The sequence below is a fragment of the Streptomyces auratus genome (assembly GCF_050433025.1).
GTDB lineage: Bacteria > Actinomycetota > Actinomycetes > Streptomycetales > Streptomycetaceae > Streptomyces > Streptomyces sioyaensis.
In genome coordinates, this window is sequence record NZ_JBNGCB010000003.1 from 3,967,441 (window position 1) to 3,992,040 (window position 24,600).

Genomic DNA, 24,600 nt, shown 5'->3' on the forward strand with positions numbered 1-24,600 from the left:
CCGGCCAGTGCACCGGCAGCCCGGACGCCGGCCAGCGCACCGGCAGCCCAGTACGCACTCCCAGCGCCGGGTTCAGTGCACGGAGAAGCCGCCGTCGACGAAGACCGCCTGTCCGGTGACGTACGCAGACGCGCTGCTCGCCAGGAAAACCGCCGCGCCGGCGAAGTCCTCCGCCAGCCCGTTGCGCCCGACCATCGTGCGTGCCGCCAGCGCCGCGACTTTCTCCGGGTCGGACGACAGCCTCTGATTGAGCGGCGTCATCACAAACCCTGGCACGAGCGTGTTGCAGGTGACGCCGAACGGCGACCACGCCTCGGCCTGCGACCGGGCCAGCGACTCCAACGCCCCCTTGGAGACCCCGTAAGCGCCACTTTTGACGAACGCGCGGTGCGCCTGCTGTGAGGTGATGTGGATGATGCGCCCGTAGCCCCGTTCGGCCATGCCGGGCCCGAAGCGCTGTCCCAGCAGATGAGGCGCTTCAAGGTTCACCGCCATCGTGGTGTCCCAGACCTCGTCGTCCAATTCCCCTATCGGCGGTCGCAGATTGACCCCGGCACAGTTGACGAGGATGTCGGGCTCACCGAACACCTCGACCGCTTCCTCGGCCGCCGCGCGAACACCGTCGCGCGTGCCGAGGTCTGCGCTCACCCAGGCCGCCCGGCACCCCTGAGCCGTCAGCTCACCGACGGTGGCGGCCAGCTCGGTCTTCCTACGGGCCACGACCACCACGCTCGCCCCTGCACGCGCGAGGGCCTCAGTGATAGCCCGGCCGATGCCGGAACTGCCGCCGGTCACCACCGCCACCCGGCCGTCCAGCGAAAACAATTCAGAGAGGTACGCCTGCGAGGTCATGCCTGAATTTTAGGACTGGTGGCGCAGGGACCCCCTGGCCGGGGCCGCATCTGACGGCCTGCGGGACCGACGGACTCGTGAACGAACGGAGGGCAGGAGGGGGTGTCCGCGTCCGGCATCGGCCACGACAACTGCCGGAACGTCTACCAGGACCGCCATACCTACCTCTGGGATAGCAACGCCGACAATGCCGCCCTGCGCGATGACCCTCACCACATCATCGACTCGAAGGCCTGAACCCGCCACGGCCGCAACAGATCCAAGAGCGACAGACACCAGCTGCCTGGTAACCCACCGCATGGCGAAGGGTGCGGCTCGTATCGGACTTGAGGAACCGTCATTGCCAGTGAGAGCTGATGGGGACCTTTGAAAACGGCTCTCACCGCAGTTCCGTGAATCCCCAGGTCAGCGCCGGGAACGACGAATCGTTTCACAGGTCTCGTGCTCCGTGGTGATCAAGACGATCGAAGATGTGCTGTTTCCCTTGTTCGTGGCGAGGCGTTCGAGCCGGTACTTCCCCTGAGCCTGGTGTACGGGAGTGGCCGGAATTCGCCCCCGGATTGAACCGCTCCGGCGAAGCCCGGCGTCCTCATGATTGCGAACGGGTGAGCCAATGCTCCTTCATTGCGAACTCGGATCGCCATAATGCACCAGCGTTAGGACTTACAGCCATGAAGCATGCTCTCCGCACCGGACTGGCCGCCGCGGTAGCGGCCACAGCCCTCGCAGTAGCCGTCTCTCCAGCCGTCGCCGCCAACGCCAAGCCCGACCAACCGGCGAAGGTGCGTTATCAGCTTGACACCCGTGCGTCGAAAAACCCGACGCAGATCAACACCGGCGCGTACAACCGAGCCCGGAGCATCCTGGCACAGGCCGGCAGCTATTGGGCGGCCAAGTCTCATCCCATCCACGGCACTAGTTCCGTAGCGGTCCATTACGGCACCGCCCTCCTGGCCAAATCGCGGGAGGAGTTCCGGGGACTGGACGCCAGTGCCCCGAACAAGCGGGCGGGTATGGCGGTGTGGCACTGGGAGGTCATCCACAAGGCGGCGGAGGTGATGGGCATCAAACTCTGGTGACCTTACCGACGGTGTACCGGCCGTGCCGTGGCCGGTACACCATCGACCTGTAGACGCCGCTTCCGCGACACCGACCTCGACCAGTTGCTGGTCTCCGCCCGCGACCGCCGCCCCAAGGCGTCGTCGAAGGCCACGTCAGCAGGATCAAAACGCTCAAGAGGGCAATGTACGGACGCGCGTCCTTCACGCTCCCTTCGGACCCGGATCCTCACCCAACCATGAGCTTCACGGAACTCCGGTCAGAGCCTTGAAAACGGCCGGGGCTGCTCCTCGCCCCACTCGCTTGGTCTTTGAGTGTCTGGGGAAGATGGGGAGCGGAGAGCGGTCCTTGATCACCAAAATGTAGGTTTTTGCCATACCTGGTGACTGGCGGGTGGGTCGGATCGGGCCTGCACGGCCCCGGTGGTGAGTGTGGGACCCGAAGACGGACTCGACGCAGAGGAGATGCGTTCGCAGCTACCGGAACGCGTGACGTGGCCGAGGTCCGGTGGCCTCACCGGCTTCTAGGGTGAGCTTCAGCAGGTCGATGACGGCCGCCGCGAGGCAGGCGGTGCGCCAGACGCGGTGTTCGGGGCCGGCCTGGGCGACACCGGCTGCGGTGGCGGTGATGCGCGCGATCACGGGATCAACGTCCTCCCAGTGACCGGCGTCGCCGGCCCGTGGGCGGTGGTGCCGTGTGCCGGCCCGGGTGATGAGGTGCCGGGCGATGGCGACGAGCTGGGTGTAGTGGTGGTCCAGCGTGGCGGGGTGTGGGCTGAGGTGGGCTCTCCACCAGGACTGGGCCACGCGTGCGGCCTCGCGGATGCCGGTGTCGCTCAGATCCATTGGTGTGGTGGGACAGGGGAGTTGGCGAAACGTCCGGGAGATTTCGGTGGCCTTCGTGCCCGCGTGGGGATGGCCCGGTCGCACGACGGGACGCTGGCCCGGGTGGCAGATCAGGGTTCCGTCCGCGGTGAGGATCCGGATCGCGGCAACGACGTGGTACTCGGCGGAGATGAAGCTGCGGGCGAGCATCGGCCGGGTCGGCAGCTTCGTACCGGGTGGATATGCGCCGGCGGCGATGAGCTCGCGCAACCAGTCCGCGATCTGCTGGGCGCGGTCGGTGTGGCCGAGCCCATAGAGGCGGGCGCGGCCGGTTCCGCTCAGCTCCACGACGTTCTCCTCGGCGAGATCGGTCAGGGCGAGTTTCACACTGGCGCGGGGGAGGCCGAGGTCGGTCGCGATCCGGCCGGGCGAGAGCGACATGCCGGCCAGGTACTTGCCGTTCTGGACCGCTTCGGTGATCTGTGCGGCCACTTCTGCCACGGGGACGTAGGACGGTTCGGTGTTGCGCAGGGTTCGCAGCAGCTCACGTGTGTGTCCGACCAGTTCCACGAGGCCGGTGAAGGACGGGTTCCCCACCTTCGTGTCGGGCCGGGTGACCGCCCTGACGAGGCCGTCCCACCGCGCGTGGTCCGCCGCCGAGCCCGATGCGGCCCGGCGGCGTTCCATCGCCAGCGGCAGCCACCTGTCCGCGATCTGCCACGCCTTCTCGTAGCCCTCGGCAACCGCGGCGGCCGAGTGGCCGGCACGGGGGCCGTCGACTCTGCCGAGCCGTATGAGTTCGCTGGTGAGAGCGCGGCGGACAATTCGCTGTCCGAGCGGAAGGTCCACTCCCGCGGTGGTCTCTTCGGAGGTGGTCGTGGCCGTCATGCGTTCTCCCGTAGAGGTTCGTCGGATGGGCTGATGTCGCTGGGGATCGTCACGGCGGCGGGCCGGGGCCTGTCCGATGGATCAGGGCCTGGCAGCCGTCGTCGGTGTGTGACTCCTGCCGCAATCGACGACATTGGTTTCGGTGAGCCGGAGGGGCCCGGGGGCGGGGCCGCTCCGGCTCACCGAAAGCGTGCTGACACGGCCAAGGTGTCGTCACGGCCAAGAAGGCAGTGGTTCGGGAACTCCTGTTGCGCGATGGGGCATTGCGTCCATGCGGCGTTGTGTGCCGTGCGCCTGCGGAGTGAGAGGGTTGGTGAAGCGGTGCTTGCGCAATCGGCGTCGGCGCTGCCGCTCGCGGGTGGGCGACCGGACCAGCCAGGCGGCGCCGCCGGCGGGTGCGCACGCTGCGCAGCTCGCGGCCGTGACCAGCGGGATCGGTCGCTGCTGCGGGGGAGGGCGGCGTGACAACCGTGCGTTAAGTGCACGTTAAGCGGACGCCCAGCGCGACGAGGATGCTTGCCCTCCGAGACGCTGCATCAGGCGGCGACGTCAGTGCGCTTGACGAGGAGCATGGATGGACCGCATTCCCGTGTGTATCCGCGCGGATGATCCGATCTCACAGCTCGGAGTGACCACGGAGCTCAGGCCGCGACCGGAGGTGCGGGTACTCGGCGCCGACGAGACGGACGAGGCGAGGGTCGCCGTGATCGTCACCGGGGCCGTGACCGCGGAAACCCCACGCGTCCTGCGGTCGGTCGCTGCCCGGATGAGCGAGGCTCGACTGGTGCTGGTCACCCCGGAGATCGAGGAGGCCGACCTGGTGCCGGTGGTGGAGGCGGGGGTGATGGGGGTGGTCCGCCGCAGGGAGGCCACAGCGGAACGGCTGGTCAAAGTACTTCAGTCAGCCGCGGCGGGGGAGGGAGCTGTGCCCCCCGACCTGTTGGGCCGGCTCCTCGACCAGGTCGGTCGGGTACAGCGTCAGGTGCTGCGGCCGCGCGGCCTGAACTTCAACGACCTCACGGAGCGGGAGGCGCAGGTGCTGCGGCTGGCCGCCGAGGGGTTCGACACCGATGAGATCGCGGCTGCGGTCGCCTACTCCGCGCGAACGGTGAAGCAGGTCCTCCACGACTTCCAGAACCGGTTTCAGCTCCGCAATCGATGCCATGCCGTGGCCTATGCCATGCGGAACGGCCTGATCTGAAGGGCGGACGGACGCCGGTCCACTGGGCAACGCGGACCCCGGCTGGTTCCCGGCCCGGGGCGGCGTGAACGGCAGTCGCTTCCCCCGGTCGCGCATCGTTCGGTGCGGACGGTGCCCCATGGTGTGGTGGACGCTGCCTCATGGGGCGGTTTTCGCGGAACGCGGGAACACCGACCACGAGGGTGGATAGGGTCCTTCGGGCAACGCCTGCGCTGTCGGGATTCGTGCACCGAGCGGCCGGGAGGCGTGTCCGGATGGTACAGAGGTTGGGCTGGGATGGCGGCGAAGCCGAGGCAGGGCGGGGACTCGGAGGAGTTCGTGGAGTCGGGGGCCGGCGCAGGCGGCGAGCAGTGCGACGCGGAACTCGTGGTGCGGGCCAGGGCCGGGGACGATTCCGCGTTCGGCGTGCTCTATGAGCGTCATGTGGAGTCGGCCCGTAGGCTGGCCCAGCTCTACGCCTCCAGCGCGGCGGATGCGGAGGACGTAGCCTCCGAGGGCTTCACCCAGGTACTCAGCGCGGTGCGTGCCGGCGGCGGGCCACGGGAGGCTTTCCGGCCCTACCTGCTGACCACGGTGCGCCGCATCGCGGCCAGAAAAGCAGCGGGGGCGAAGCGGGACATGCCCACGCCGGAGCTGGAGAGCTACGCGCCCCAAGTCCCCTTCGACGACCCCGTCCTGGCCGACCTGGAAGCGTCGCTGATTGCACGTGCGTTCGCGGCTCTGCCCGAGCGCTGGCAGGCCGTTCTGTGGCACACAGCAGTGGAGGGGCAGAGCCCGGCTCAGGTGGCGCAGCACCTCGGGTTATCGGCCAACGGGGTTGCCGCACTGGCCGTCCGCGCCCGAGAGGGGTTGCGCAAGGAGTATCTGCAGGCGCATCTGTCGGCGGAGAAGATGGAGCGGGAGTGCCGCCGGTGCGCGTCCAGGCTGGGGGCCTATGTGCGCGGTTCGCTCGGCGCGCGGGCCAGTCGCCGCGTCGAAGAGCACCTCGCCGAGTGCGACCGGTGCACGCCGCTGGTGCCGGAGCTTCGTGAGATCTCCGGTCGCCTGCGCGGCATCCTGGCTCCGCTGATTCTGGGACCGACCTTTGCCGGGTACTTCGCCGCACTGGCCGACGGATCACCGGGGGAGACGGCGGAGGGCGCGGGGGAGCATGCCGAGTCCGGGCTCGGCCGGGGGGCGGCGGGCGGCGGTGCTGCCTCCGGTTCCGCACTCGCTGTCACCTCGCTGGCCGCCGTCGTTGCCGCTCTCGCGGTGGCCGGCGCGTTCCTCCTGCCCGAGAACTCCGTCCCGCGCCCCCGCACAGCAGGCAGAGCCCCCGTCACCGGGCCCAGCCAGACCCCGAGGCTCACGACCCCACCCGCATCGCCCACGTCCGCCCCCTCCGGCCCGATGCCGCCCTGGCCGGCGCAGACCCGGCCGGGCGACCGCAGGGCCGGCCCACGTTCGGTGCCGGCCCCAGGCACCTCCGCGGGCCACACCGCCGACGCCCCGTCCGGCGCCTCGTCCCGCTCCCCGTCCGCCAGCCCCGGCCCCGTTCCCAACCCCCGGTTGAGCGGCGGTGCTTTCGAGTCGCCGTCCATCGGTGAAGCCGACAACATGCGCTACGGCAATGGACAGTTCATCGGAGGGTGGCGGGTCGAGAACTCCGTGAACCTGACCGGTACGAAGGGGTGGCACCCGGCAAGCGGCAAACAGTCACTCGATCTGAACGGCGATCCGCCCGCCGCGAACGGAGCGATCAGCCAAAGCTTCGCCACCAAGCCTGGTCAGCAGTACACAGCGAGCTTCTACCTGGCCGGCAATCCCACCTGCGGGGCCGCTGTGATGACCTTGATCGTCCAGGTCGCCGGCGTCTCCAAGGGCTTCTTCTTCGACAACACCGGGCATACGCCCTCCGCCATGGGGTGGCGGTCAGTGACCGTCCCCTTTACTGCGACCGGTGAGCGGACCACACTGCGCCTTGCCAGTACCACCGACCCCAACAGCCCCTGCGGGCCTGCCATCGACGACCTCAAGGTCACTGCCGGCAAGAGGGCACACTGATCCACCTGGTCACGCGGCCGGCAGCCGGTCCGTCACCTCGTCCGCGTGGGGGACGAGGGACCGGAGCGTTGTCCGGCCGGGGCTCCGGGGGCGGTGCGCAGTCGAGCCTCCGCACCGCGCCCGGAGGCCTACGTCGTGATCAGGACGGCGGCGATACCGCGATACCGCACTTGCGGGTTTCAACAATGCCTGTGAACCGCGTACGTGGAGCGTTCGGCCCGGATGCTGCCTCCTTCCGGGGCTACCCTTCGAAGAGCGGTGGACGGGGCGGTGGCGAAGCCTCCAGCCGTCGGTTTGTCGGTATCGATGCCGAGTGAGGCGAGCGTGGCGGCATAACGGCGTCGGGCCTGCTCGGCGGCGGCGGGTGCGCCGCTGCGGTGGTAGGCCCGAAGCAACAGATGCCACCCCGTGTCGTGAAAGCGGTCGATGGCGAGACACTTCTGGGCTGCGGTCACGGCTTCCTGTGGGTTGCCGGCCTGTAACTCGACGGCGGCGAGTTCCGCGGCGGCGTCGGCCGCCTGGCGCCGGTAGCTCTCGCGCTCCTCCTGCAGCCACTCGGCGGGGCCGTCCTCGGGGAGCAGCTCGCCGTTGTACTGGGCGAGCGCATCCCGAAGGCCCTGTACGGCCGTGGCGGTGTCCCCTGTTGCCCTCGCCTGCTTACCCCGGGTCAGCGCGGTCTGGAACGCGAGTGTGTCCAGGTAGGCGTCGGAAGGCAGGTTGAGCAGGTACGCGTCACCGACCCGGACCACCAGTCGTGGTTTGCCGCGATCCCGGTCGGGTTCCAGGAGACTCCGCAGGCTGGAGACAGCCACCTGCAGATTGGCCGTGGCCGACTTGGGAGGCACGTCCGGCCACAGTGCCTCGATGAGGGCCTCCCGGTGCACCGGCCGGCCCGCACGCATGGTGAGCAGCCTCATTGCGGCGCGGGCGCGGGGACGGACCTTCATCCAGTCGATCAGCAGGTCACCGACGGTCATCCGGAATCCGCCGAAGCACCTGATCGCCACCTGGGGCCTCCGTTGGTGGGGGCGCGCGAAGGCCGGCGACGGATGCCATCGGCCGTGCGGGCCGTGCGGGCCGTGCGGGCCGTTCGGTACGGCGAGGCGTGAAGCATCGGTGGAGCCCGGCGAGACAGTGGAATGTGGACCTCGGTGTCGCTCCCCGTCGGAGCGGGGAACCGCGCGCGGCGCGGTGGCGTCCCCGGCGCTCGCGGGGTGCCCGCTGAGCACGGTCCCGGGGTCCAGGCCTGACGGCTCCTCGCCGGCATCGAGCAGCACGAGGAGTTCCCGGGCCCAGGAGCGGACCAGGTCGGCGTCCTTCGCGCGGCGGAACCGGGCCGACGAGGTCAGGCGCTGTCCGCACCCTTCACAGGAGAGTTCGGCCTGGCAGGACACGGAGCGGCAGAGCTCCTGGCCGACGTGGTCGTCACGACAGCCGCACTCAGCGGTGCACGAGGCGGCGTCCGGCCTCCGGGCAGCGATGAGCCAGGCGGTACGGACCGCCTCGCTTGCCCGGTCCATGGCGGTCGAGCCCAGATGACCGGCCACCCGCTCGAGCATCTTTGTGTCCTCGCCGCAGCCCCCGGCATCCTGGATCAGGCGCAGGGCGATCCGCAGCAGCCGCAGTCCGATGTCAGCCTCGGACAGGTCGTTCGGCTCTGAGCCGGTGTCGCAGGTGCCGTCCTCGTCATCGACGAGGTGTCCCCTCGGCAAGGGCGCGTCAGGCTTCCGCACTTCGGCATCCTTCTCCTTTCCTGGCTGAGCTTCACAGTTCGTGTCCACACCTACTCAGAGACGTCCCGTGCCGCGTTATGACGGGAGAACTCCAAGATTTTTCCGGTGGTGTGGCAAAAGCTGCTCGCGAGTGGGCGCCCCTTGGTGCGGCTCAACTGCCCCCAAGGCCGCCCTGATGGCGGCTGCGGAAGACGGCCCGGACGCTGACCATCTGACGGGTGGCCGATGCGAACGGTGACCGCAGAGGCGAGGCGAATGACCGTACGACGACGGCGTCGGCTGAGGGACACCTACCCGTTCCCTTGGGCGTTGGCGGTCGCCGTACGACTCCTCCTCGCGGTCGCGGACGCGCCGCCCCTGGCCCGCCCGACGCGGCCGGTTCCTGTTGTGGGAGGGAGGAGACCGGCCGGTCGGGCGGCGGCGGGCAACCGGTGGGAGATCTCGTCAGAGCCATCCCGCCCGGCGCGGAATCGGACGTGCACACGTCGGCAGTCCCGCCGCTGTCGCACCCCATCGGCCCTTGGAGAACGACGAGCCGGTCCGGACATCGGTCCTGCGCGCGACGAAGACGGTGAGGAGCCGCTACCCATGCACACCAGGACATACCGACCAGCTGCTCTGCCAACCATCGGGGGCTGCGAGTTGCAGGCCGCAGGCGTCGACTGGGACGCGGTCCGTGTGCCCCGCAGTGTCGGCTTACGCGCGCTGGCGATCCTGGGGAACCGCAGCGGTGCCGTGATCGAGGACCCGCGCGAGCCGGCTGTCTACTGGTTCGTACGGGTGGGTTCAACGGCCGGGTGGGACGTCCCGGATACCCGTCCGCTCGGTGTGACGCAACACCTCGTCGTCCCGCCGCCGCCCCGCGTCGAGGGGCCGGGGCCGCACTGGCGGAAATGCCCCACCGACGGCTGGCTGATCACCGACGTCCGGGTGCTACGAGCGGCCATCGAGGCCGCGGTCGCACCGTTCTGTGGCCCTTGAAGCCAGATGACGCACGGGTGCCCGGCCCCAGACGCCGTCCTTTCCCCCAGCGGACGGCATGGTCCGCCTTCGCCGGCGGGCGGACCGCCCAGCCGTCCCGTCCCTCTTCGGTACCCCTCGCCACCGGAGAGGGACGGGCGGCCCACCAGGAGGGACGGGCGGCCCACCAGCACGAACGGCGGGAAGAAGCATCGACCCCGTCGGCGGCCATCTGGCCGGCCCCGCTGATGACTGCGCCCGTAGCTGTCCTCTCCCAGAAGCCGTGCTCCCGGCGGCCACCAGATTCGAAAAGCCTGCCGTGACGACGGTCAGCCCGATACCCACGGCCGCGGTGACCGCGAGCTGATGCTGTGGCGCCGCCGCATCCGCCGCCCGCCGACAGCGACGACATGCTGGGGGTCGGGTGCAGCGAGTTCCCCAGGGCTACTCCTTGGCCGCCCCGGGTTGGCGCCCTGCACGAAGTAGCGCTGGAAGCAGAAGAACAGCGCCGCCACCGGCGCTGGCGGGCCTGAAGCTTGCCCTCCGGAGTCGCCACGACATCAGCCGACTCACCCCGCAGAGAGGTGACTTCCACCGACCGCCCGGTGCGCTTGGCCTGGTCCAGAGCGGTGGTCCCGGCCCGTACCGACCGACGGTCCGGATGGTTCAGCCCGCTCCCGCGGCCTGCCGCAGCGTCCTGGTCGTCGCCGAGGCTGGCGAGAAGGCGCTTCTCGTCGTCCAGGTCGCCCTAGACGCCGTCCGGACCAGGCCCCGTCCCACGCGCCCGCAGGCGGCTTCCGTTTGATGGCCCGTTCCGGAGCGGCTGTGGCTCACCCGGCCTGCCCGTAGTTGGTGAAGAAACGGACGAGGCTGTGTGGGGCGTTGTCGTCGAGGCACAGCTGGTGGATGCGGGAAGCCTGGGCGGCAGCGGTGGCACTGCGCGGGAACAGGGCCTCCTCGTATGCGGTGAGCGCGGCCTCGATGTCGTCCGGGTGCGCGGCGAGGGCGTTGCCGAGTTCGGCGCCGTCGTACATGGCGAGGTTGGCTCCCTCGCCGGACGGGGGCATCAGGTGGGCGGCGTCGCCGAGCAGCGTCACGCCGGGCACGCGGTCCCAGCGGTGTTCGATCGGCAGGGCGTTGACGGTGCGTGGGACCGGGTCGGTGTCGCCGTCCGTGATCAGGGCGGTGAGTTCCGGGGCCCAGCCATGGAACTCCGCGGCGACGCGGGCCGTGGCCGCGTCGGCGTCGGTGAAGTCGATGGCGTCTATCCACTCCTGAGACTTGATGAGCGTTACGTAGGTGTGCAGGACGCCATCCGGCTCGCGGTGGGCGGAGATCCCCTTGCCGGGGGCGAGGGCGAAGAGCGAGCCGTCGCCGACGGCCCGGGCGCTGGCCGGGTGCCGGGTGTCGCCGTCGAACAGGTAGGTCTCGATCAAGGACGTGCCGACGTACTCGGGTTTGGCATCGGACAGCAGCGGACGGATCCGCGACCATGCTCCGTCCGCACCGACCAGCAGGCTGGCCGTCACGGTCGCCCCGTCCGCGAACGTCACCTCGTGTCGGCCGCCCCCGAGGGGCCGGACCGCGGTGACCTTGCGCCCCCACCGGATCGTGCCGACGGGCAGCGAGTCGAGCAGAATCTGCCGGAGGGCGCCGCGGTGTACCTCCGGACGCCTGCCGGTACCGTCGTCGGGCTCGTCGAGCAGGACCGTTGCGTCCTTGTCGAGTACCCGCGACGCCTCGGCGCCCTTGTGGATGATCCCGAGGAACTCCTCGAACAGCCCGGCCGCCTTGAGCGCGAGCTGCCCGTTGTAGTCGTGGATGTCGAGCAAGCCGCCCTGGGCGCGAGCCATCGGCGACGTCTCCGCTTCGTAGATCGTCGCCGGGATGCCGTTGACGTGGAGGACGCGGGCGAGCGTCAGTCCTCCAAGCCCCGCGCCGATGATCGTGACCGGAGTGGTCATGGTGCTTCCTTCCTGATCGCGGACCGTTGGGCGGTCGCCCGGACGGCACGCCTGGAACGCCGTTCCAGACGGCTCAGAGTGGAACGGCGTTCCATGTCTTGTCAAGGTGGAACAGTGTTCCAAGGTGTCTAGAATGGAGGCATGGCAAGCAGGACGCGTCGTCCGGAACGACGGCAGGAACCGCTCTCCCGGGAGCGCATCATCAGCGCTGCCGTCGAACTCCTCGACACGGTGGGCGAGAGTGGTCTCACGTTCCGCGCCCTGGCCGAGCGCCTTACGACCGGTCCAGGGGCGATCTACTGGCACGTCACGGGTAAGGCCGAACTCCTCGCTGCCGCCACCGACGCTGTCGTCACCACCACCATCACCGGCGACGACACCGACGCGACGCCGCAGGAGGCGATCCGCGCCCTCGCGCTCGGCGTGTTCGACGCCTTCGACGCCCACCCATGGGTCGGTACGTACCTCGCCCGCACGCCCGGACAGTCGCCGATGCTGCGGGTCTTCGAACGCATCGGACGCCGGGTCCAGGCGCTCCGGGTGCCCGAAGCCGCCCAGTTCACGGCAGCGTCCGCGCTGATGAACTACATCCTCGGGGTGGCGGGTCAGAACGCCGCCAACCTCCGGACGCTCCAGCCGGGCACGGACCGGACGGAGTTCCTCGACGCCGTGGCGACCGCATGGACAGAGCTCGACCCCGACCAGTACGCGTTCACCCGAACCGTCGCCGGACAGCTGCGCAAGCACGACGACCGAGCAGAGTTCCTCGCCGGTATCGACCTCATCCTCACCGGAATCACCGCTCGCCAGTAGCCGACCAGCCGCCCCCCACCGTCACAGCCGGCATCCCTTGGTCGTCGCTCGGGCATGCGCAGCCGAGACATTCGACGGTCAGGCGCCGCGGCCGCTCCGCCACCTCGTCAGGGAACAGTTGCAGGAAGCGGCGGGCGTAGGCACAGCCGAGGGTGGTGTGCGACCAGAACGTAGGGGGCAGGAACGTCGGCGGCACGCAGCAGTACCCGCTCGGCGGGCTCGGGATCCAGGCGAGTGTCTTCCGCTATTCGCTCAACGCCAGGCATCCAGCACCGCCTCATGCCCTCCGTGCCGAGATCCGGCAACGCCGCGCGCGTGGGGCGGACCGCATCGGTCTGGTGGGGTTCTCCGCGGGCGGCCACCTGGCCGGCCTTGCGGCACTCGCACCCGGTGCCGAGGCGCAGGAAGCCGTGCAGTTCGCTCACGAACGATCGTAGACAGGGCTCGTATACCTTGACGCGCCCACGGCAGGGCGACTACGGCTTGGCAGGGGCCGTCTGGGCGGCCGAGGAGGGCCAGGCAATCACCTTTGCGCGCTCGATGGAGTGCGGCCAAGTGAGGGTTAACGGCGGGGCATCTAACCCGCTCGCTCCCTTCGGCGGCAATAAGCAATCAGGCGTTGGGCGAGAACTCGGCAAGCACGGGCTCATGGAATTTCTACGGACGAAGTCGCTACAACTCCGACAGTGCTGATGTACCGGGTGACGCCACTGGCGGGTCTGCCCTGCACTCTGACCGAACCCTTTTCGTCGTGAGCGCATCTCCTGGCTCGCCTATGCAAAAGTGTGTGAACTCGGCTCGTGCTGGGGGAGGTTGGGCTTTGTTCCGTGCAGGCCGTTCTCGCTCTGGCGCACCTGCGTAAGAACGAGAAACTCACCGAGGTCGCTGCTGGCCTTGGTGTGTCCATCACTCGATAAGAAGGGCATCCCTGGGGCGGATGCCCCCTCCGGCGAGCAGTGAGTGGCCGTCAAACTGATGCCGTCACAGGCAAGTTGGCTCGGCCGCCATGTGGGACTCGCGTAGAGGGTCCGAGCAGCTGTGGGTCAGGTGAGGGGACGAGCGGCCCACGCGTTCCGGAGAGCTGGCTGCACGTCTTCCCCAAGTACGACGTGCGTCATCCCGCCTGGCAGGGTGGGCAGCTCAGCCCAGTGAGTCACGGTTTCAGCGCTGGTAAGGCCGTAGGGCAAACGGACAACCCCGTCGGAGTCGACGAAGCAGTCTCTGTGCTCAGCCCCGTCCTCACTCCAGTGCAGAGTCGTGAAGTACATCGGTCTCACCAGCCAAAATTCCTCACCCAACGCCGTGTCGGACTCGGTGGCGCTGTCAGCTGGATATCGGCCCGTGATCGCTGCTGCCACCGGTGTACCGCTCCGAGGCAGCCTCTCGCGTGCGTCAACCCACGTCACCACGGTGTTCGGATTGGTCATCTTCACCCTCACTCAGGCACTCGGCACGTCGTCTTTTGCCCCTATGCCGGCGCGTCGGCACCGGCATCGCCCCGCCCTCGGCATCTGGCAAGACCGCCCGGCGCTCGCGAAGGTTGCTTGAGCCTGAACGAGCACGGCACCAGGCGATCTGCGATTACCTCCCGAGCGCGGATCTTGTGACCTGTGGGACGGCGACGTACCGGTGCCAGTGCCAACAGCGGCCCCACCGTCGCCACGGTCAGATGCGACACTGACTCCATGAGGACGATTGGCGTCGTGCGGGAGTGGCACAGCGACGAGGGCTGGGGAGTCATCGACTCCGACACCACCCCAGGCGGCTGCTGGGCCCATTTCGGCAGCGTATTGATGAGCGGCTACCGCTCACTCAGCTCGGGCCAGACGGTTTCGTTCGAGTTCGAGCGTGGTGGGCAGGACGGATGTGACTACCGGGCCACCGCCGTCTGGACCGGCGACGACCGGCCCGAGACGGCCGCCGCACCAGGGACGGCGAGGACGCTTCCCTGACAGACCTGGCCCACGACGCGGTCCAGCTCGCTCGGGCGCTGGCCGACGCGCAGGACGCGTGGGACGAGGCTGTGCGCGTCTTCCGCCGGGCGCGCACCGAACGCCAGCAGGCCGCCAAGCTCCTCAACGACGTCACCGAAAGCGCCACTGCCCGCCTGCTCTTCCATGGCCTGAACCCCACCAGCTGCCCCCGCTGCGACCAGCAGATCGACGACACGCGCCGCCAGCAGGAGCGGCACGCCCACACCTGCGCTGTATGTGCGCGCGAGGTGGCCGGAGACGACGAAGACCCGCAGGACATCACCGCCGAGGCACAGCAGCGGCTGGTGACGAGTACCGCCGCCGAAGCGGCAGCCAAGCAGGCTCTGGAGCAGGCCGAGGCCACCGTCGATGGCCTGACACGCCAGCTGGAAGGTGCGCAGGAGCAGCTGCGGCGTGCCCAGTCCGCCGCCGACCTGCCCGCTCGCCTGGCCGCACAGGAGAACGTGCTGCGGCTGGAAGGCGCATTCAGCGTGTTCCGCGAGCCCGAGGAACCGGCCCTGGACGAAAGCGAGGCCAAGGCCATCAAGGTCCTGGCGGCCGCCGCCGACCTGCTGGAAAAGGACAGCAAGACGGCAGCCGAGGCACTGTTCAAAGAGGTCAACGAGGAGACCGCCGAGCTGGCGACCCTGTTCGGGGTCCCCTCCCTTAAGTCGGTGGCGATCGACCGCGGCGCCCGCCTGAAGATTTTCCCCCTCGGCAGCAAGCAGGAATGGTTCAAGGACCAGACCGCCGGCGCACGCCTGCGGCTGCGCATCGCGGTCGCCATCGCCCTGCTCAGGGTCGGTCGGGCAAACGGCGTATCCACCCACCCCGGCCTGCTGCTGATCGACAGCCCCAAGTCCGAGGAGATGCAGTCCGCCGACGCCCATAAGCTCTTCAAGGAACTGGCCACCGTCGCAGCCGAGAGCGACCTGCAGGTGGTCATCACCACCGCGGACTTCGACCTGGCTCGCGCAGCCCTGCCCGCCGACAGCATCCGGCAGGCCGAGCCCGGCGCTTCCCTATGGTGATGCCTCACCCGAGAGCACGCAGGAAAGGACGGCTGCCGTGCCGCAACTCGCCGACCGGCTGACCGAACTGGCCGCGGACGGCCAGCCCATCACCTTCCCTGCCCTCGGCCTCGCCCTCGACACCGTCGCCAGCCAGGCCGGCGACGTGGCCGCCGGCCCTTTCGCCCCCTACCTCGCCGAAGCCGTCGCCGACGCATACAACCGCAGCGACACCCAATGGCAGCCCGCGGCCACCGCACTCCCCGAAGGACTCGCCGCACAGCACAGTGTCCTGCACCTCACCGCGGCCATGGACGCCCTCCTCCACAGCCCCGCCGCCGCCAAGGCACTGGGCAAGCCCCTGACCGCAGCCCTGCTGGACGGACTGCCCGACCGCATTAAGGCCGCACCACTCCTGGCCGCCGCCTGCCTCGAAGCCGCCGTACGCCTGGCGGTCGCCGAAGCGGTCACCCCCTTCAAACTGTGGCAAGCACTCGAGGACGTGCCGACCGACGGCCCCGAAGACTTCCTTGAACGCCTGCCCCGCCTCCTCGGCCTCACCCTCGACCGATGGGCCGACGAGGAAACCATCGCCGACACGGTACGCACCCTGCTGCAGCAACTCACCCACGACGAAGCCACCGACGTGGACGCGATGTTCGAACTCGGCTGCGACCTGCTCCGCCGCGCCCTTTCCTCCCAGGACATCGGCACCGTCACCACCCACCTCGTCCAGGCCCGCCATCAGTTCGAGACCGCCGCCCAGGCCGAAGAAGCCCGCCACGACGCCCTCACCTACGCAGCGGTCTGCGACGCCATCCTCGCCTTCGGCCGGGAAGACGCAGCAGCCATCAACCACGCCGCCGACGAGATCGCCGACACCCTCGACCAGAGCCAGGCCTGGCTCCACCGCACCCACCAGCCCGAATGGCTCCGACCGCGCCGCTCAGCGGAAATCACCTGGCACCACCTCGTCCTCCAACTACGCGCCGCGGCCACCACCCTCCAGGACGATGCCTGGATGGACGCCTGGCACGCCCTCGACACCGTCCTCGCCGCCTACAGCGCTGCCCGCACCGTCCATCCCCTGGCAGGCGACACCGGCCAAGGCCTGGCCCTGCTGGTCCAGCCCGCGATCGAAGACAGCTTCCTGCGCCAGCAGGCCTTCCTGGCACAACTGCGTCGCGCCGCCCAGGAAACAACCCAGCACGCCGCCCGCGGCTTCGATGTCGCCACCGCCAACACCCTGCTCACCGCAATCGAAACCGCAGCCCAGCGCGAGACGAACTCCGCCAACTCCTCCAACGCCGCCGACGACGGCAGCGATGACGACGACCCCGGCGGAACGGCGCTCGCCCGCCTGCAACGCCTGGCACCCACCCTGCTCCTCCAGCTCAAAGACCAAGCCCTGGGCATCGCCAGCACACTCGATGACCAGCAGCTCCTCACACTGGAAGGCCTCGCCCACGCCAGCGACGTCGCCCGCCTCAAAGCCACCGACCCGCTCATCGTGCCCAGACTCGACAAGCTCATGGCCGAGTTGTCCGCCCATCCCTCGTTCACCGGGGAAGTCCGCCAGACCTTCTCCGTGCTGGTCGAGCAAACCCTTCTCTTCCTCAAGAGCCGCTCCGACATCACCCGCACCAACCTCTTCGGCTCCACCAAGAAGGGCGAACCACCCCCCTTCGACTACCGGCGCAAACCCGAGGGAACACGCAAGCCCGTCGAGGCCGACCTACAACGCGACTTCCATCAGTGGCTCCAAAAAGGCCCCCTGCACAACGTCGTCCTCGTCGAACCCGTTGACGTGGGCATGGGCCGCGCCGACGTCATGGCGCACTTCGGCTCCCTGCGCTACCTCACCGAGATCAAACAGGACGCCACCGACAACGATCCCCAGTACCTCGAAAGCTGCTACCTCACCCAGGCCGCCGAGTACAGCAACACCAACGCCCCCTTCGGACAACTCCTCGTCCTGGACCTCACCCCGAAGAACGACACCCAAGGCAACCTGCGCGTCGATGAAGTCGCCTGGACCACCACCCATCGGCCCCGCGGGGCCACAACAGACCGGGCAGTCGTTGTCGGCATCGTCGCCGGCAACCGCGCCACACCCTCCGCCTACTCCCGCAAGTAAGCCAAGCATCCATCAGTTTGCGACCACTGCCCTTACCACTCGACGAGGATTCCGCCGACGACATGATGGTGCTCGAGGCGATGATCACGCGGGCTCGTCGCTGGCATGGGACCTCTGGAAAAGCAAGGACTGACGAGGTGTCCATCAACGCAGAGACCAATGTGCGCATCGCCCCCTGCACCCTTGACGCCCTGCGCCGCATCATGGCCCGGCGGGGCACCTCTCGGGACGAGACGGTCCGCCAACTGCTCACCGAACACCTCACAGCACAAGAACAAAAGCACCCAGAGGACCGGCTCACTCACACCTCCACCGTGCTGCGCTACCCCCCGCCGCCGCGCTGGCGGGGCGATGCAAGGAAAGACGTGCCCTTACGTGTGCGGGCGCCGCACGGCCTGCTGGAGCGAGCCCGCGCGGTCTCGCTGCGGCTACCGGGCCAGCACCCGCGCGCCTACCGGGACTACCAGGGCCGCATGCTCACCGACGCGGTGACGACCGCCATCGCACGGAACGAGCGCTTCGACGACAACTTTCTCACCGGCCTGCTCCCGCTGCTGCGTCACGGCGCCGCGCTTGGCCTGTGGCGGCTGACGGTGGCCGCAACCAGTACCGGTCCCGAAAAGGCATGGCTGGTGGAAGCGGAGGCCGTGCGAGCCGCCCTCCACCTGTCTAACGTCCCCCTAACCCCCGACCATGAATACGTGCTGCGCGTCGCGGAAATCTTGGAGCGGGACGAGGCATGGCACGCAGCGGACCGCTTCCGCCAGGCAACCGGCCTTGCCCGTGGCTACCTCACCGGCCCCAATGCCGGGCGCTGGGAGCAGGTCCTGTACGACCAGGACGAGGCGTTCAACGAGATGTACCAGGACCGCCTACAGGCCGACGACAGCGATGACAGGCGGTGGCGCAGGCGGCACGGGATCACGAGCTACGACTTCACTGGCCGGGGCGGAACCGCGGTCTGGCGCGCTCAGCGCCGGGCGAGCCTCGAGTACTTCGAAGAGTGGCTGGTCAAGCGTACGAAAGGAGATCCCGCAGCCGGCGTGATGGAGGAACCGGCCTCGCCCGGCTGGCTGCTGCGCACACCGCCCACCTGGCTCGCCCACGCCCCCGCCCGGGCCGCCGCTCAACCGCCCGAGCCGTTTTCTGCCTGGGCGGCAAACGGCCGACTGCTGGCCTTCCCCTACCTGGGACGGCAGGCCTTCTGGCCGCTCCTGCCCAGGCCGGGCTCGGAATGGCAGCCGGTGCCCGGCTTCGAACCCGTGGCCGCAGCGGCCGCCACGCTGCGCCCCGACCAGGTCCTCGGCTTCATCGAAGCCCTCCTCATCGACTGGAACCACACCTTCGCCGAGGAGCCCTCCCTGCGGATCGCCCTGGACCTGCCCGCCGACAAGGCGCGCCGCTTCGGCTTCATCACCACCAAGGAACAGCACCGGATCATGGCCGAGGCCCGCGCCATCACCCTGGAGAACATGGACCGCTTCATCGACCGGGTCGCTGACACGGGGGCCAGCGAGATCTACCTCCAGAAGCTGAAAGAGGCCCGCCGCAACGCCCGCGAGTTCCACCGCCTCACCCTGAAGTACAACGAGCACAAGAGGCCGACGTTCGGCGTGGCCCGGGCCACCTGGAGCTGGCCCGGACGAACGGTGGCCGCCGAGCTCGTCGCCGGAGCCCCGCCCGACCTCCTGCAGTGGCTGGCCACCGCAACCCACCAGCGCAGCACCCTGCTCCTGGAGCAGGCGATGCAAGCGGCCTGGCACCGCGCCTTCGACCAATACGGCTTCCGTATGTGACACCCACCGATACACAGACTGACCCCCTGTCCTGTGAGCTGGATGCACGCCCAAAGACATAAGCCGGGCACGACATCCGCGCACCTTTCAAAGGGCGCCCACCTGAAATGGGGGAGACCTCGCAATGTCCCGACCGCTGATCTCGTTCCTGGCCGCCGGCGTCACCGGCCTGGTCGTGGCGCTGACCGGCGCCCCGTGGTGGCTGGCCGCCACCGCCTTCGGCTGCCTCACACTGGGCCTGGGCGTCGTCGCCCTCCAGTCGGTCTTCCCTCAGGAGTCCGCGCACCGGCTCGCCTGGTGGCGCGACCGCCGCCGCCACCAGTAACGCCCAACGCGTCAACCAGGGCGCGCCCTTGCGCACGGCGGGACCCCAACCGGTCCCGCCGTGCCCAGCAACGAGCGAGCCCACCGATACCGCGACCACCCGGGAAGGACTGCCCCGCGAGGTTCTTCCCGTCCCCGCCCGACCGGTGTGACCAGATAGAAGTGCCGTCCCCGCCTCAAGGGGCCGGCACGAAAGGAGTCCGATCGTGAACAGAACGCGACGGCCCGGCCCAGATACCGGTCACTGGGTCCTGCTGTGGCTGCTGGTGACTGCCGCTGCCGTGCTGGCCGCCCGGAACCAGCAGTGGACCAGCGCCGTCACCACAGCGACCGCCGTCTACGCCGTCGCTGGCCCGGACCGCAGGAGCCGACTGTGACCCGCACCCCGCCCACCGCAGCGGAACTCGCCCTGGCCGCCGAGGTCAGCCGCTGCGGACTGACTGCCACCTCCCACCAGCTCGAACGCTGGCGCGCCAAGCGCTGGCTGGCCCCCACCGACCAGTGGACCGACCCCGCAACCAGCGCGCTGCGCCCCGACATCGTCCACCGAGCCGCATGGCTCGCCGCCCTCTCCAGGCCAGGCCGCGGCATCAGCTGGATCGGCTGGACGTTCTGGGCGATCGACGACACCAAGCAGACCGCTGCACTGCTGCGCCAGGCCCTGATCCGGACCATCCAACTACCCCTGCGCCAGGCGGGCATCACCCTGACCCAGATCCCGCAGGGCGACAGCGACACCGCCTTCGAAGCCCGCCAGGACCTCGCCGAGCGGCTACTGCAGGGGCGACGCGCCATCGGACGGGACCTGGACGGCCTCCTGCGCAACCACGCCGACACCGCAGGCATCGCCCTGCCCGAACCCCGCACCGTGTCCAACCCCTTCGACACCACGCTGATCCGCATCGGCGCCCGGCTGCTGACCGGCGGCATGGCCGACGTCAGCCCCGAAGAACTCACCGATGCCTGGCGCAGCGTATGGACCGGCCCGCCCGAGCAGCTCGACCGGATCACCGCCGCCCACCTCGCCGCCGACGAAGCCGGAACCGACCTGCGCGCCATCTCCCCACTGGCTCACGGACTGCCAGGGCTCGTCCGCGTCTTCGAACAAGCAGACGCATACCTGCTATGCGAGGCGGTCCGCGCATGCACCAAAGCCTCCTCCACGCTGATGAAACTGCTCCTGGAACGCGCCGACGCCGAGATGCTGGCAGAGCTGATGAGCGATGTGATGTGGGACCAATGGGTCCGCGTCGGAGGCATCGCCCCCGCCAGCCGGCTGGGGGAGGCCGCGATCACCCTGAGCACCGTGCAGTATCTCCTCGTCCCTGCCTGGGCCGAAGACCTCCACCGCTACCAGGACCGCATGGACCGCCTACTGGCCGCACCCACTGCGCCAACACCGGACGGCCGCCCCGTGTGACGCCTTCCGCCTTCACCTCCCGGCTGCCGGCGCAGCTACGCCTTCTTCGACCGTGTCCGCCCCACCTCCCGGGAGAAGGTCGTCGAGTTCGCCGCCAAGTTCACCCTCTTGCAGATCGAGGTCCCCGACTTCGCTCTTGCGGCCCCGGTGCTTGCCGACCGTATGGCGCAGTGCCTGCGTCTATTCGCCGACCGTGACCAGCGCCTGGCCAGTAATTGCCTGGCCAGGCACATGCCCCGATTCGAGAAGGCCGAGCCTGCCATTCAGCTCGCGGCCCTCGGCGACCTGCCGGCGTTCTGGGGAACTCTGCCCGATCCCATGCGCACGCTCTACAACACCAAGATCACGACCATTGCCGACCAGGTGCCGCACAATGTCTACCTCAGGCCCGATGAGACCCGAGCCCTTGCCCTGGTAATTCATTCCGAGGTCCGTACGAGCCTGCCCGCTCTGACGGACGCGTTCGAGAAGCTCCCGGTATCCGAGCGGTCCCGGGTGATCAGTATCCGACCGGACCCCTACTTCCTCCCGTATCTGCCCGGCCTGCTCATGGGCGTGCGCAGCTTCGACGAGGGCGAGTTCGTCGCTCGTACCGCCGTCCTGCCCAGCGCCGGCCTGATGAGCCTGGACGATACGAAGGCTGTCCTCAGGGCGTGGTGGGACAACGAAAACGGCCAGACCTGGGGCGGTGCCATGCCCGGCTACCTCGTTGCGCTCTACCTCACCACCACCCACCTCGGCGAGGCGAGGGACGAGACCTGGAGGACCTACCTGGAGGAGCTCCGCTCGCTCCCGGACCTGTTCAACGCCATCGCCCGTGGTACAGGCCTGGCGGAGGCGATCGTCCCTGGCTGACCACCGCCTCCCCCTGTCGGGCCCTATAGAACCGGAGCCTCCCCGCTTTCGTCGGCCTGATCGAAGACGTCCTGCAGAGCTTCGACAGCACGGTGGTGCCCGGCTGCCGAGAGCTCGCTGGCCACAGCCTCGACGATGAAGGCCTCGCCGGCGTCGATCGCTGTGGTCGCGAGGGCTGTTCCGAGGTCGACCGTGTCCGGCTGCTGCAGCCGATGCCACAGCAGGAGCCGCAGTGGCTCCACAGTGCAGCCGCGGTCCCGGGCGGTGAAAGCGAGTTCGTCGGCCTTGGCGTGCTCTCCCTGCTCCTCGGCCCGCATCATGGGGCCAGTGGTCTCGCCCGCCTCGATCCCCTCCGCATACAGGCGGCGGGCCCCTTCGATGTCACCTTCCTGGTAGTGCAGCCGGACCAGCTCCTGGTAGCAGCCCACGAGCCCGGCGTCGATCGCCTTGCGGAAGTAGTTCTTGGCCTGCGTGAGATTGCCTGCCCGCTCATAGCGGTAGGCCAGCCGGGAATAGGCGTAGATATCCCCGCTCCCGTTTCTCGCGATCCGTTCGGTCCACTCGACAGCCTCGTCGAACAGCCTGTCCTCGGCGAGCATGAACACCAGCGCCTGCATGGCGTCATCCTCGCCGGCCTCAGCACCTCGCCGAAACCACCGCTCGGCCTCCGTCCGCTGGCCGAGCTCCAGGTGATGGCGCCCGACGTGCACGAAGGCATCCCGGTGCCCCTGGTCTGCGAGCTCACACCAGACGGCCGCGGCCCGCTCGAGCTCGCCAATTTCCGTGAGATGGCGTGCTTCCTTGCGCCGGTAGAAGTAGGCGAGGACGGCATTGCGCTGGAGTTCCCCGGACGCTCGCTGCTCGCCAATCGTGGTCAGAGCGCTCTCCGCACGCGCCCTGTCGGCCTCCTGCCCCAGCAGGTAGGAGGAGCTGCGGTCGTACAGACCGAACAGGTCCCTGCCGTCTGAGACCGAAGCGGACACGCGTACCCGCCCTCGCTCGTACGCGGACCGGGCGAGGGCCAGACGGTCCTCGTCGGTGCCGGCATGCTGCAGGGCGGCTGCCCAGAACGGCGCGGGCGGGCAGTCGTGGCGGAGCTCGTAGCGGCCGATTTCGAAGAGATAGTCGGACAGCCGGTAGAGCGGCTGGTCCGGTGGGGGAGTGCCGGGCCTGGGCCGGACCGGGCTCAGGGGGCCGGGGACGCCCCGGCACGGGGCGGAAAGGTACTCCAGGGCGCTCTCGAACCACCCAGGGCGAGCATGTTCATCCCACATGTGGTCAGGGGCGAGAGAAGCCGCAGTGGCTTCCAGCCCACGCGAGGGCAGCATCGGGCCGTGGCCGAGGCGGCGCAACTGCACCGCGGCGATGATGAGGCACTGGGCCATCGGGGAGGCGTGCTCAACGCGCTCCAGAAGTGCCGGCACGCCCGCGAGGTACTGGGTGAGCCGCCCGTCAATGGCGACTGCGGAGGCCTCGGCCACGCGCGGGTCGGCCTGTGCCACCTCCTCAAGGACCGCGGGATCACAGACGAACTGGTCCGGGATCCGCGCGTGGACACCGACTCCGGTGAGCAGGGCCCGAGCCTGGGGGTAGCCATCGTGCGGCGGAGAAGTGGCGGTGAGGCGGTCCCAGTCATCCAGATTGGTGGTGGCGAGCGCGAGGACGGGACCGCGCCCGGGCGTACGCAGCAGTTCACGCAAGCCGGCAGCAACCTGCTCGCCGACGGCCGGGTCACTGGTCAGCAGATACTGCTGGATCTCGTTGAGCCAGAGCACGGTGCGCGGCTCGACCTCTGGCAAGCCCGTGAGCACCGCATCAGTGTGGCTTGGTGCGATCGGATGCCACAAACGCCACTCGTCCGACAGGAGTCGAACCGCCTCCCAGCAGGCTCGGGTCTTTCCGGTGGAAGAACCACCGATCAAAGTCACCAACGTGCTGCGGCCATCCAAGGCGCCGAGAACCGACTCACGCAGCAGCGCATCGTGTTCGCGCTCCACGTACACCGGCAGCACCGGCAAAGGGCCGGATCCGTCATCGCCGGAGACGTCGATCGCCCGCTGGACCTCCAGGTCGAAAGGATCACGGACGTTGCGCACCAGCCACCCGAGCCGCTCGCGCGCGTTGCCCCGAGCCTGGCCAGCAGACCGCTGCACAGCGGTCTGGCGTAGGGCCAGTAACGGCCTCACATCTGTGCTCAGCGCCTTGGCGAGGGCCACCAGCGTGGCCTCGGACGGCACCTTCTTGCCGTTCAGCGCCTGGCTGACCACTGTCCGCCCCAAACCGCTCCGTACCTTCAGCCCACCTACCTGCAGACCACGCTGCGCCGTGAGCACGCGCAGCCGTAGCCCGAGTTCCGACAACGATCTTGTACTTCCCCCATGTCCTGCCTGCTCCGTCCCTCCGGCGACCGTCTTCATTCAACTTTGTTCGGCCCGAACCCTGGTGAACACCAAAGCCGCGAAATTCACCGAGTAATCACCGTCCGATCAGCTTGGAAAAGACATGACCTCACCCACACACCTGATGCTCCTGGCCCTGCTCCTGACGGTCCTCACGCTGTTCTGCACGCTCGTAGGTGCAGCGGCCGGCCTGCTTGCTCGGATCGACGCGCAACCTATGCCACCGCCCTGCTGCGCGTGCTGTGCCTTCGCCGCAGCGCCACCCTGTCCCTGCACTGCTGACCTTCGCGATCACGGCCGGGCGCCTTGACAACGAACTCGCCCGGCGGTGTTCCGTGCTCCCGCCGTG

At 69.0% G+C, this 24,600-nt stretch carries 20 protein-coding genes and 1 pseudogene; 15 read left to right on the top strand and 6 right to left on the bottom strand.

The window, feature by feature from the left end; genetic code table 11:
• Positions 1 to 72: 72 nt before the first annotated feature.
• On the bottom strand, positions 73 to 852 hold the full coding sequence (locus BKA18_RS36480; protein WP_366048184.1) for an SDR family NAD(P)-dependent oxidoreductase: 780 nt from the start codon (positions 850 to 852) through the stop codon (positions 73 to 75).
• Between the two features lie 102 nt (positions 853 to 954).
• On the opposite strand from BKA18_RS36480, the gene BKA18_RS36485 reads away from it, so the two are divergent.
• Entirely contained in the window at positions 955 to 1,089 is a 135-nt protein-coding gene (locus BKA18_RS36485) for a hypothetical protein (RefSeq protein ID WP_366048185.1), read from the top strand.
• Between the two features lie 434 nt (positions 1,090 to 1,523).
• Positions 1,524 to 1,931 (top strand): hypothetical protein, encoded by a 408-nt coding sequence (locus BKA18_RS36490; RefSeq protein WP_366048186.1) that lies wholly within the window; start codon positions 1,524 to 1,526, stop codon positions 1,929 to 1,931.
• A gap of 456 nt (positions 1,932 to 2,387) precedes the next feature.
• On the opposite strand, the gene BKA18_RS36495 is transcribed toward BKA18_RS36490, so the two are convergent.
• Entirely contained in the window at positions 2,388 to 3,623 is a 1,236-nt protein-coding gene (locus BKA18_RS36495) for a GntR family transcriptional regulator (RefSeq protein WP_366048187.1), read from the bottom strand.
• A gap of 574 nt (positions 3,624 to 4,197) precedes the next feature.
• On the opposite strand from BKA18_RS36495, the gene BKA18_RS36500 reads away from it, so the two are divergent.
• Positions 4,198 to 4,824, top strand: coding sequence for a helix-turn-helix transcriptional regulator (locus tag BKA18_RS36500; protein WP_366048188.1), 627 nt, complete (start codon positions 4,198 to 4,200; stop codon positions 4,822 to 4,824).
• A gap of 276 nt (positions 4,825 to 5,100) precedes the next feature.
• Positions 5,101 to 6,867 carry a sigma-70 family RNA polymerase sigma factor gene (locus BKA18_RS36505; protein WP_366048189.1) on the top strand — a complete coding sequence of 589 codons (1,767 nt, stop codon included), beginning with the start codon at positions 5,101 to 5,103 and terminating at the stop codon, positions 6,865 to 6,867.
• A gap of 179 nt (positions 6,868 to 7,046) precedes the next feature.
• On the opposite strand, the gene BKA18_RS36510 is transcribed toward BKA18_RS36505, so the two are convergent.
• Entirely contained in the window at positions 7,047 to 8,600 is a 1,554-nt protein-coding gene (locus tag BKA18_RS36510) for an AfsR/SARP family transcriptional regulator (RefSeq protein ID WP_366048190.1), read from the bottom strand.
• A gap of 588 nt (positions 8,601 to 9,188) precedes the next feature.
• Here BKA18_RS36510 and BKA18_RS36515 point away from each other — a divergent pair.
• The gene (locus BKA18_RS36515; protein ID WP_366048191.1) at positions 9,189 to 9,581 is read left to right on the top strand and encodes a hypothetical protein; all 393 of its coding nucleotides are present in this window, start codon (positions 9,189 to 9,191) and stop codon (positions 9,579 to 9,581) included.
• Between the two features lie 809 nt (positions 9,582 to 10,390).
• Here BKA18_RS36515 and BKA18_RS36520 read toward each other — a convergent pair.
• The gene (locus BKA18_RS36520) at positions 10,391 to 11,524 is read right to left on the bottom strand and encodes an FAD-dependent oxidoreductase (RefSeq protein WP_366048192.1); all 1,134 of its coding nucleotides are present in this window, start codon (positions 11,522 to 11,524) and stop codon (positions 10,391 to 10,393) included.
• A gap of 141 nt (positions 11,525 to 11,665) precedes the next feature.
• On the opposite strand from BKA18_RS36520, the gene BKA18_RS36525 reads away from it, so the two are divergent.
• Positions 11,666 to 12,337, top strand: coding sequence for a TetR/AcrR family transcriptional regulator (locus tag BKA18_RS36525; RefSeq protein WP_366048193.1), 672 nt, complete (start codon positions 11,666 to 11,668; stop codon positions 12,335 to 12,337).
• Between the two features lie 477 nt (positions 12,338 to 12,814).
• Positions 12,815 to 13,030, top strand: a pseudogene (locus tag BKA18_RS36530) (aldehyde dehydrogenase family protein); the annotation flags it as partial.
• A 350-nt stretch (positions 13,031 to 13,380) separates the two neighbouring features.
• Here BKA18_RS36530 and BKA18_RS36535 read toward each other — a convergent pair.
• Positions 13,381 to 13,764, bottom strand: coding sequence for an AQJ64_40280 family protein (locus BKA18_RS36535; protein ID WP_366048194.1), 384 nt, complete (start codon positions 13,762 to 13,764; stop codon positions 13,381 to 13,383).
• 258 nt (positions 13,765 to 14,022) lie between these two features.
• On the opposite strand from BKA18_RS36535, the gene BKA18_RS36540 reads away from it, so the two are divergent.
• The 8 genes from BKA18_RS36540 to BKA18_RS36575 all read left to right on the top strand — a co-directional run bounded on the left by BKA18_RS36540 (position 14,023) and on the right by BKA18_RS36575 (position 21,852).
• On the top strand, positions 14,023 to 14,289 hold the full coding sequence (locus BKA18_RS36540) for a cold shock domain-containing protein (protein WP_366048195.1): 267 nt from the start codon (positions 14,023 to 14,025) through the stop codon (positions 14,287 to 14,289).
• A 71-nt stretch (positions 14,290 to 14,360) separates the two neighbouring features.
• Positions 14,361 to 15,341, top strand: coding sequence for a hypothetical protein (locus BKA18_RS36545; RefSeq protein WP_366048196.1), 981 nt, complete (start codon positions 14,361 to 14,363; stop codon positions 15,339 to 15,341).
• A gap of 37 nt (positions 15,342 to 15,378) precedes the next feature.
• Positions 15,379 to 17,457 carry a hypothetical protein gene (locus tag BKA18_RS36550; protein ID WP_366048197.1) on the top strand — a complete coding sequence of 693 codons (2,079 nt, stop codon included), beginning with the start codon at positions 15,379 to 15,381 and terminating at the stop codon, positions 17,455 to 17,457.
• 137 nt (positions 17,458 to 17,594) lie between these two features.
• Entirely contained in the window at positions 17,595 to 19,253 is a 1,659-nt protein-coding gene (locus BKA18_RS36555) for a hypothetical protein (RefSeq protein WP_366048198.1), read from the top strand.
• Positions 19,254 to 19,377: 124 nt separating this feature from the next.
• A complete protein-coding gene (locus tag BKA18_RS36560; RefSeq protein WP_366048199.1) occupies positions 19,378 to 19,578 on the top strand; it encodes a hypothetical protein in 201 nt (66 codons plus the stop codon).
• A 205-nt stretch (positions 19,579 to 19,783) separates the two neighbouring features.
• Positions 19,784 to 19,954 (top strand): hypothetical protein, encoded by a 171-nt coding sequence (locus tag BKA18_RS36565; RefSeq protein ID WP_366048200.1) that lies wholly within the window; start codon positions 19,784 to 19,786, stop codon positions 19,952 to 19,954.
• Complete coding sequence (locus BKA18_RS36570) at positions 19,951 to 20,997, top strand: hypothetical protein (protein WP_366048201.1); 1,047 nt, start codon at positions 19,951 to 19,953, stop codon at positions 20,995 to 20,997. Before BKA18_RS36565 ends, BKA18_RS36570 begins: the two co-directional genes overlap by 4 nt.
• Positions 20,998 to 21,105: 108 nt before the next feature.
• On the top strand, positions 21,106 to 21,852 hold the full coding sequence (locus BKA18_RS36575) for a hypothetical protein (RefSeq protein ID WP_366048202.1): 747 nt from the start codon (positions 21,106 to 21,108) through the stop codon (positions 21,850 to 21,852).
• A 23-nt stretch (positions 21,853 to 21,875) separates the two neighbouring features.
• On the opposite strand, the gene BKA18_RS36580 is transcribed toward BKA18_RS36575, so the two are convergent.
• The gene (locus BKA18_RS36580) at positions 21,876 to 24,212 is read right to left on the bottom strand and encodes a helix-turn-helix domain-containing protein (RefSeq protein WP_429638757.1); all 2,337 of its coding nucleotides are present in this window, start codon (positions 24,210 to 24,212) and stop codon (positions 21,876 to 21,878) included.
• Between the last annotated feature and the right edge of the window lie 388 nt (positions 24,213 to 24,600).

Coding starts and splice junctions, on each gene's coding strand:
- BKA18_RS36480 (WP_366048184.1), bottom strand. CDS start 852: ATGACCTCGCAGGCGTACCTCTCTGAATTGTTTTCGCTGGACGGCCGG.
- BKA18_RS36490 (WP_366048186.1), top strand. CDS start 1,524: ATGAAGCATGCTCTCCGCACCGGACTGGCCGCCGCGGTAGCGGCCACA.
- BKA18_RS36495 (WP_366048187.1), bottom strand. CDS start 3,623: ATGACGGCCACGACCACCTCCGAAGAGACCACCGCGGGAGTGGACCTT.
- BKA18_RS36500 (WP_366048188.1), top strand. CDS start 4,198: ATGGACCGCATTCCCGTGTGTATCCGCGCGGATGATCCGATCTCACAG.
- BKA18_RS36505 (WP_366048189.1), top strand. CDS start 5,101: ATGGCGGCGAAGCCGAGGCAGGGCGGGGACTCGGAGGAGTTCGTGGAG.
- BKA18_RS36515 (WP_366048191.1), top strand. CDS start 9,189: ATGCACACCAGGACATACCGACCAGCTGCTCTGCCAACCATCGGGGGC.
- BKA18_RS36520 (WP_366048192.1), bottom strand. CDS start 11,524: ATGACCACTCCGGTCACGATCATCGGCGCGGGGCTTGGAGGACTGACG.
- BKA18_RS36525 (WP_366048193.1), top strand. CDS start 11,666: ATGGCAAGCAGGACGCGTCGTCCGGAACGACGGCAGGAACCGCTCTCC.
- BKA18_RS36535 (WP_366048194.1), bottom strand. CDS start 13,764: ATGACCAATCCGAACACCGTGGTGACGTGGGTTGACGCACGCGAGAGG.
- BKA18_RS36540 (WP_366048195.1), top strand. CDS start 14,023: ATGAGGACGATTGGCGTCGTGCGGGAGTGGCACAGCGACGAGGGCTGG.
- BKA18_RS36560 (WP_366048199.1), top strand. CDS start 19,378: ATGTCCCGACCGCTGATCTCGTTCCTGGCCGCCGGCGTCACCGGCCTG.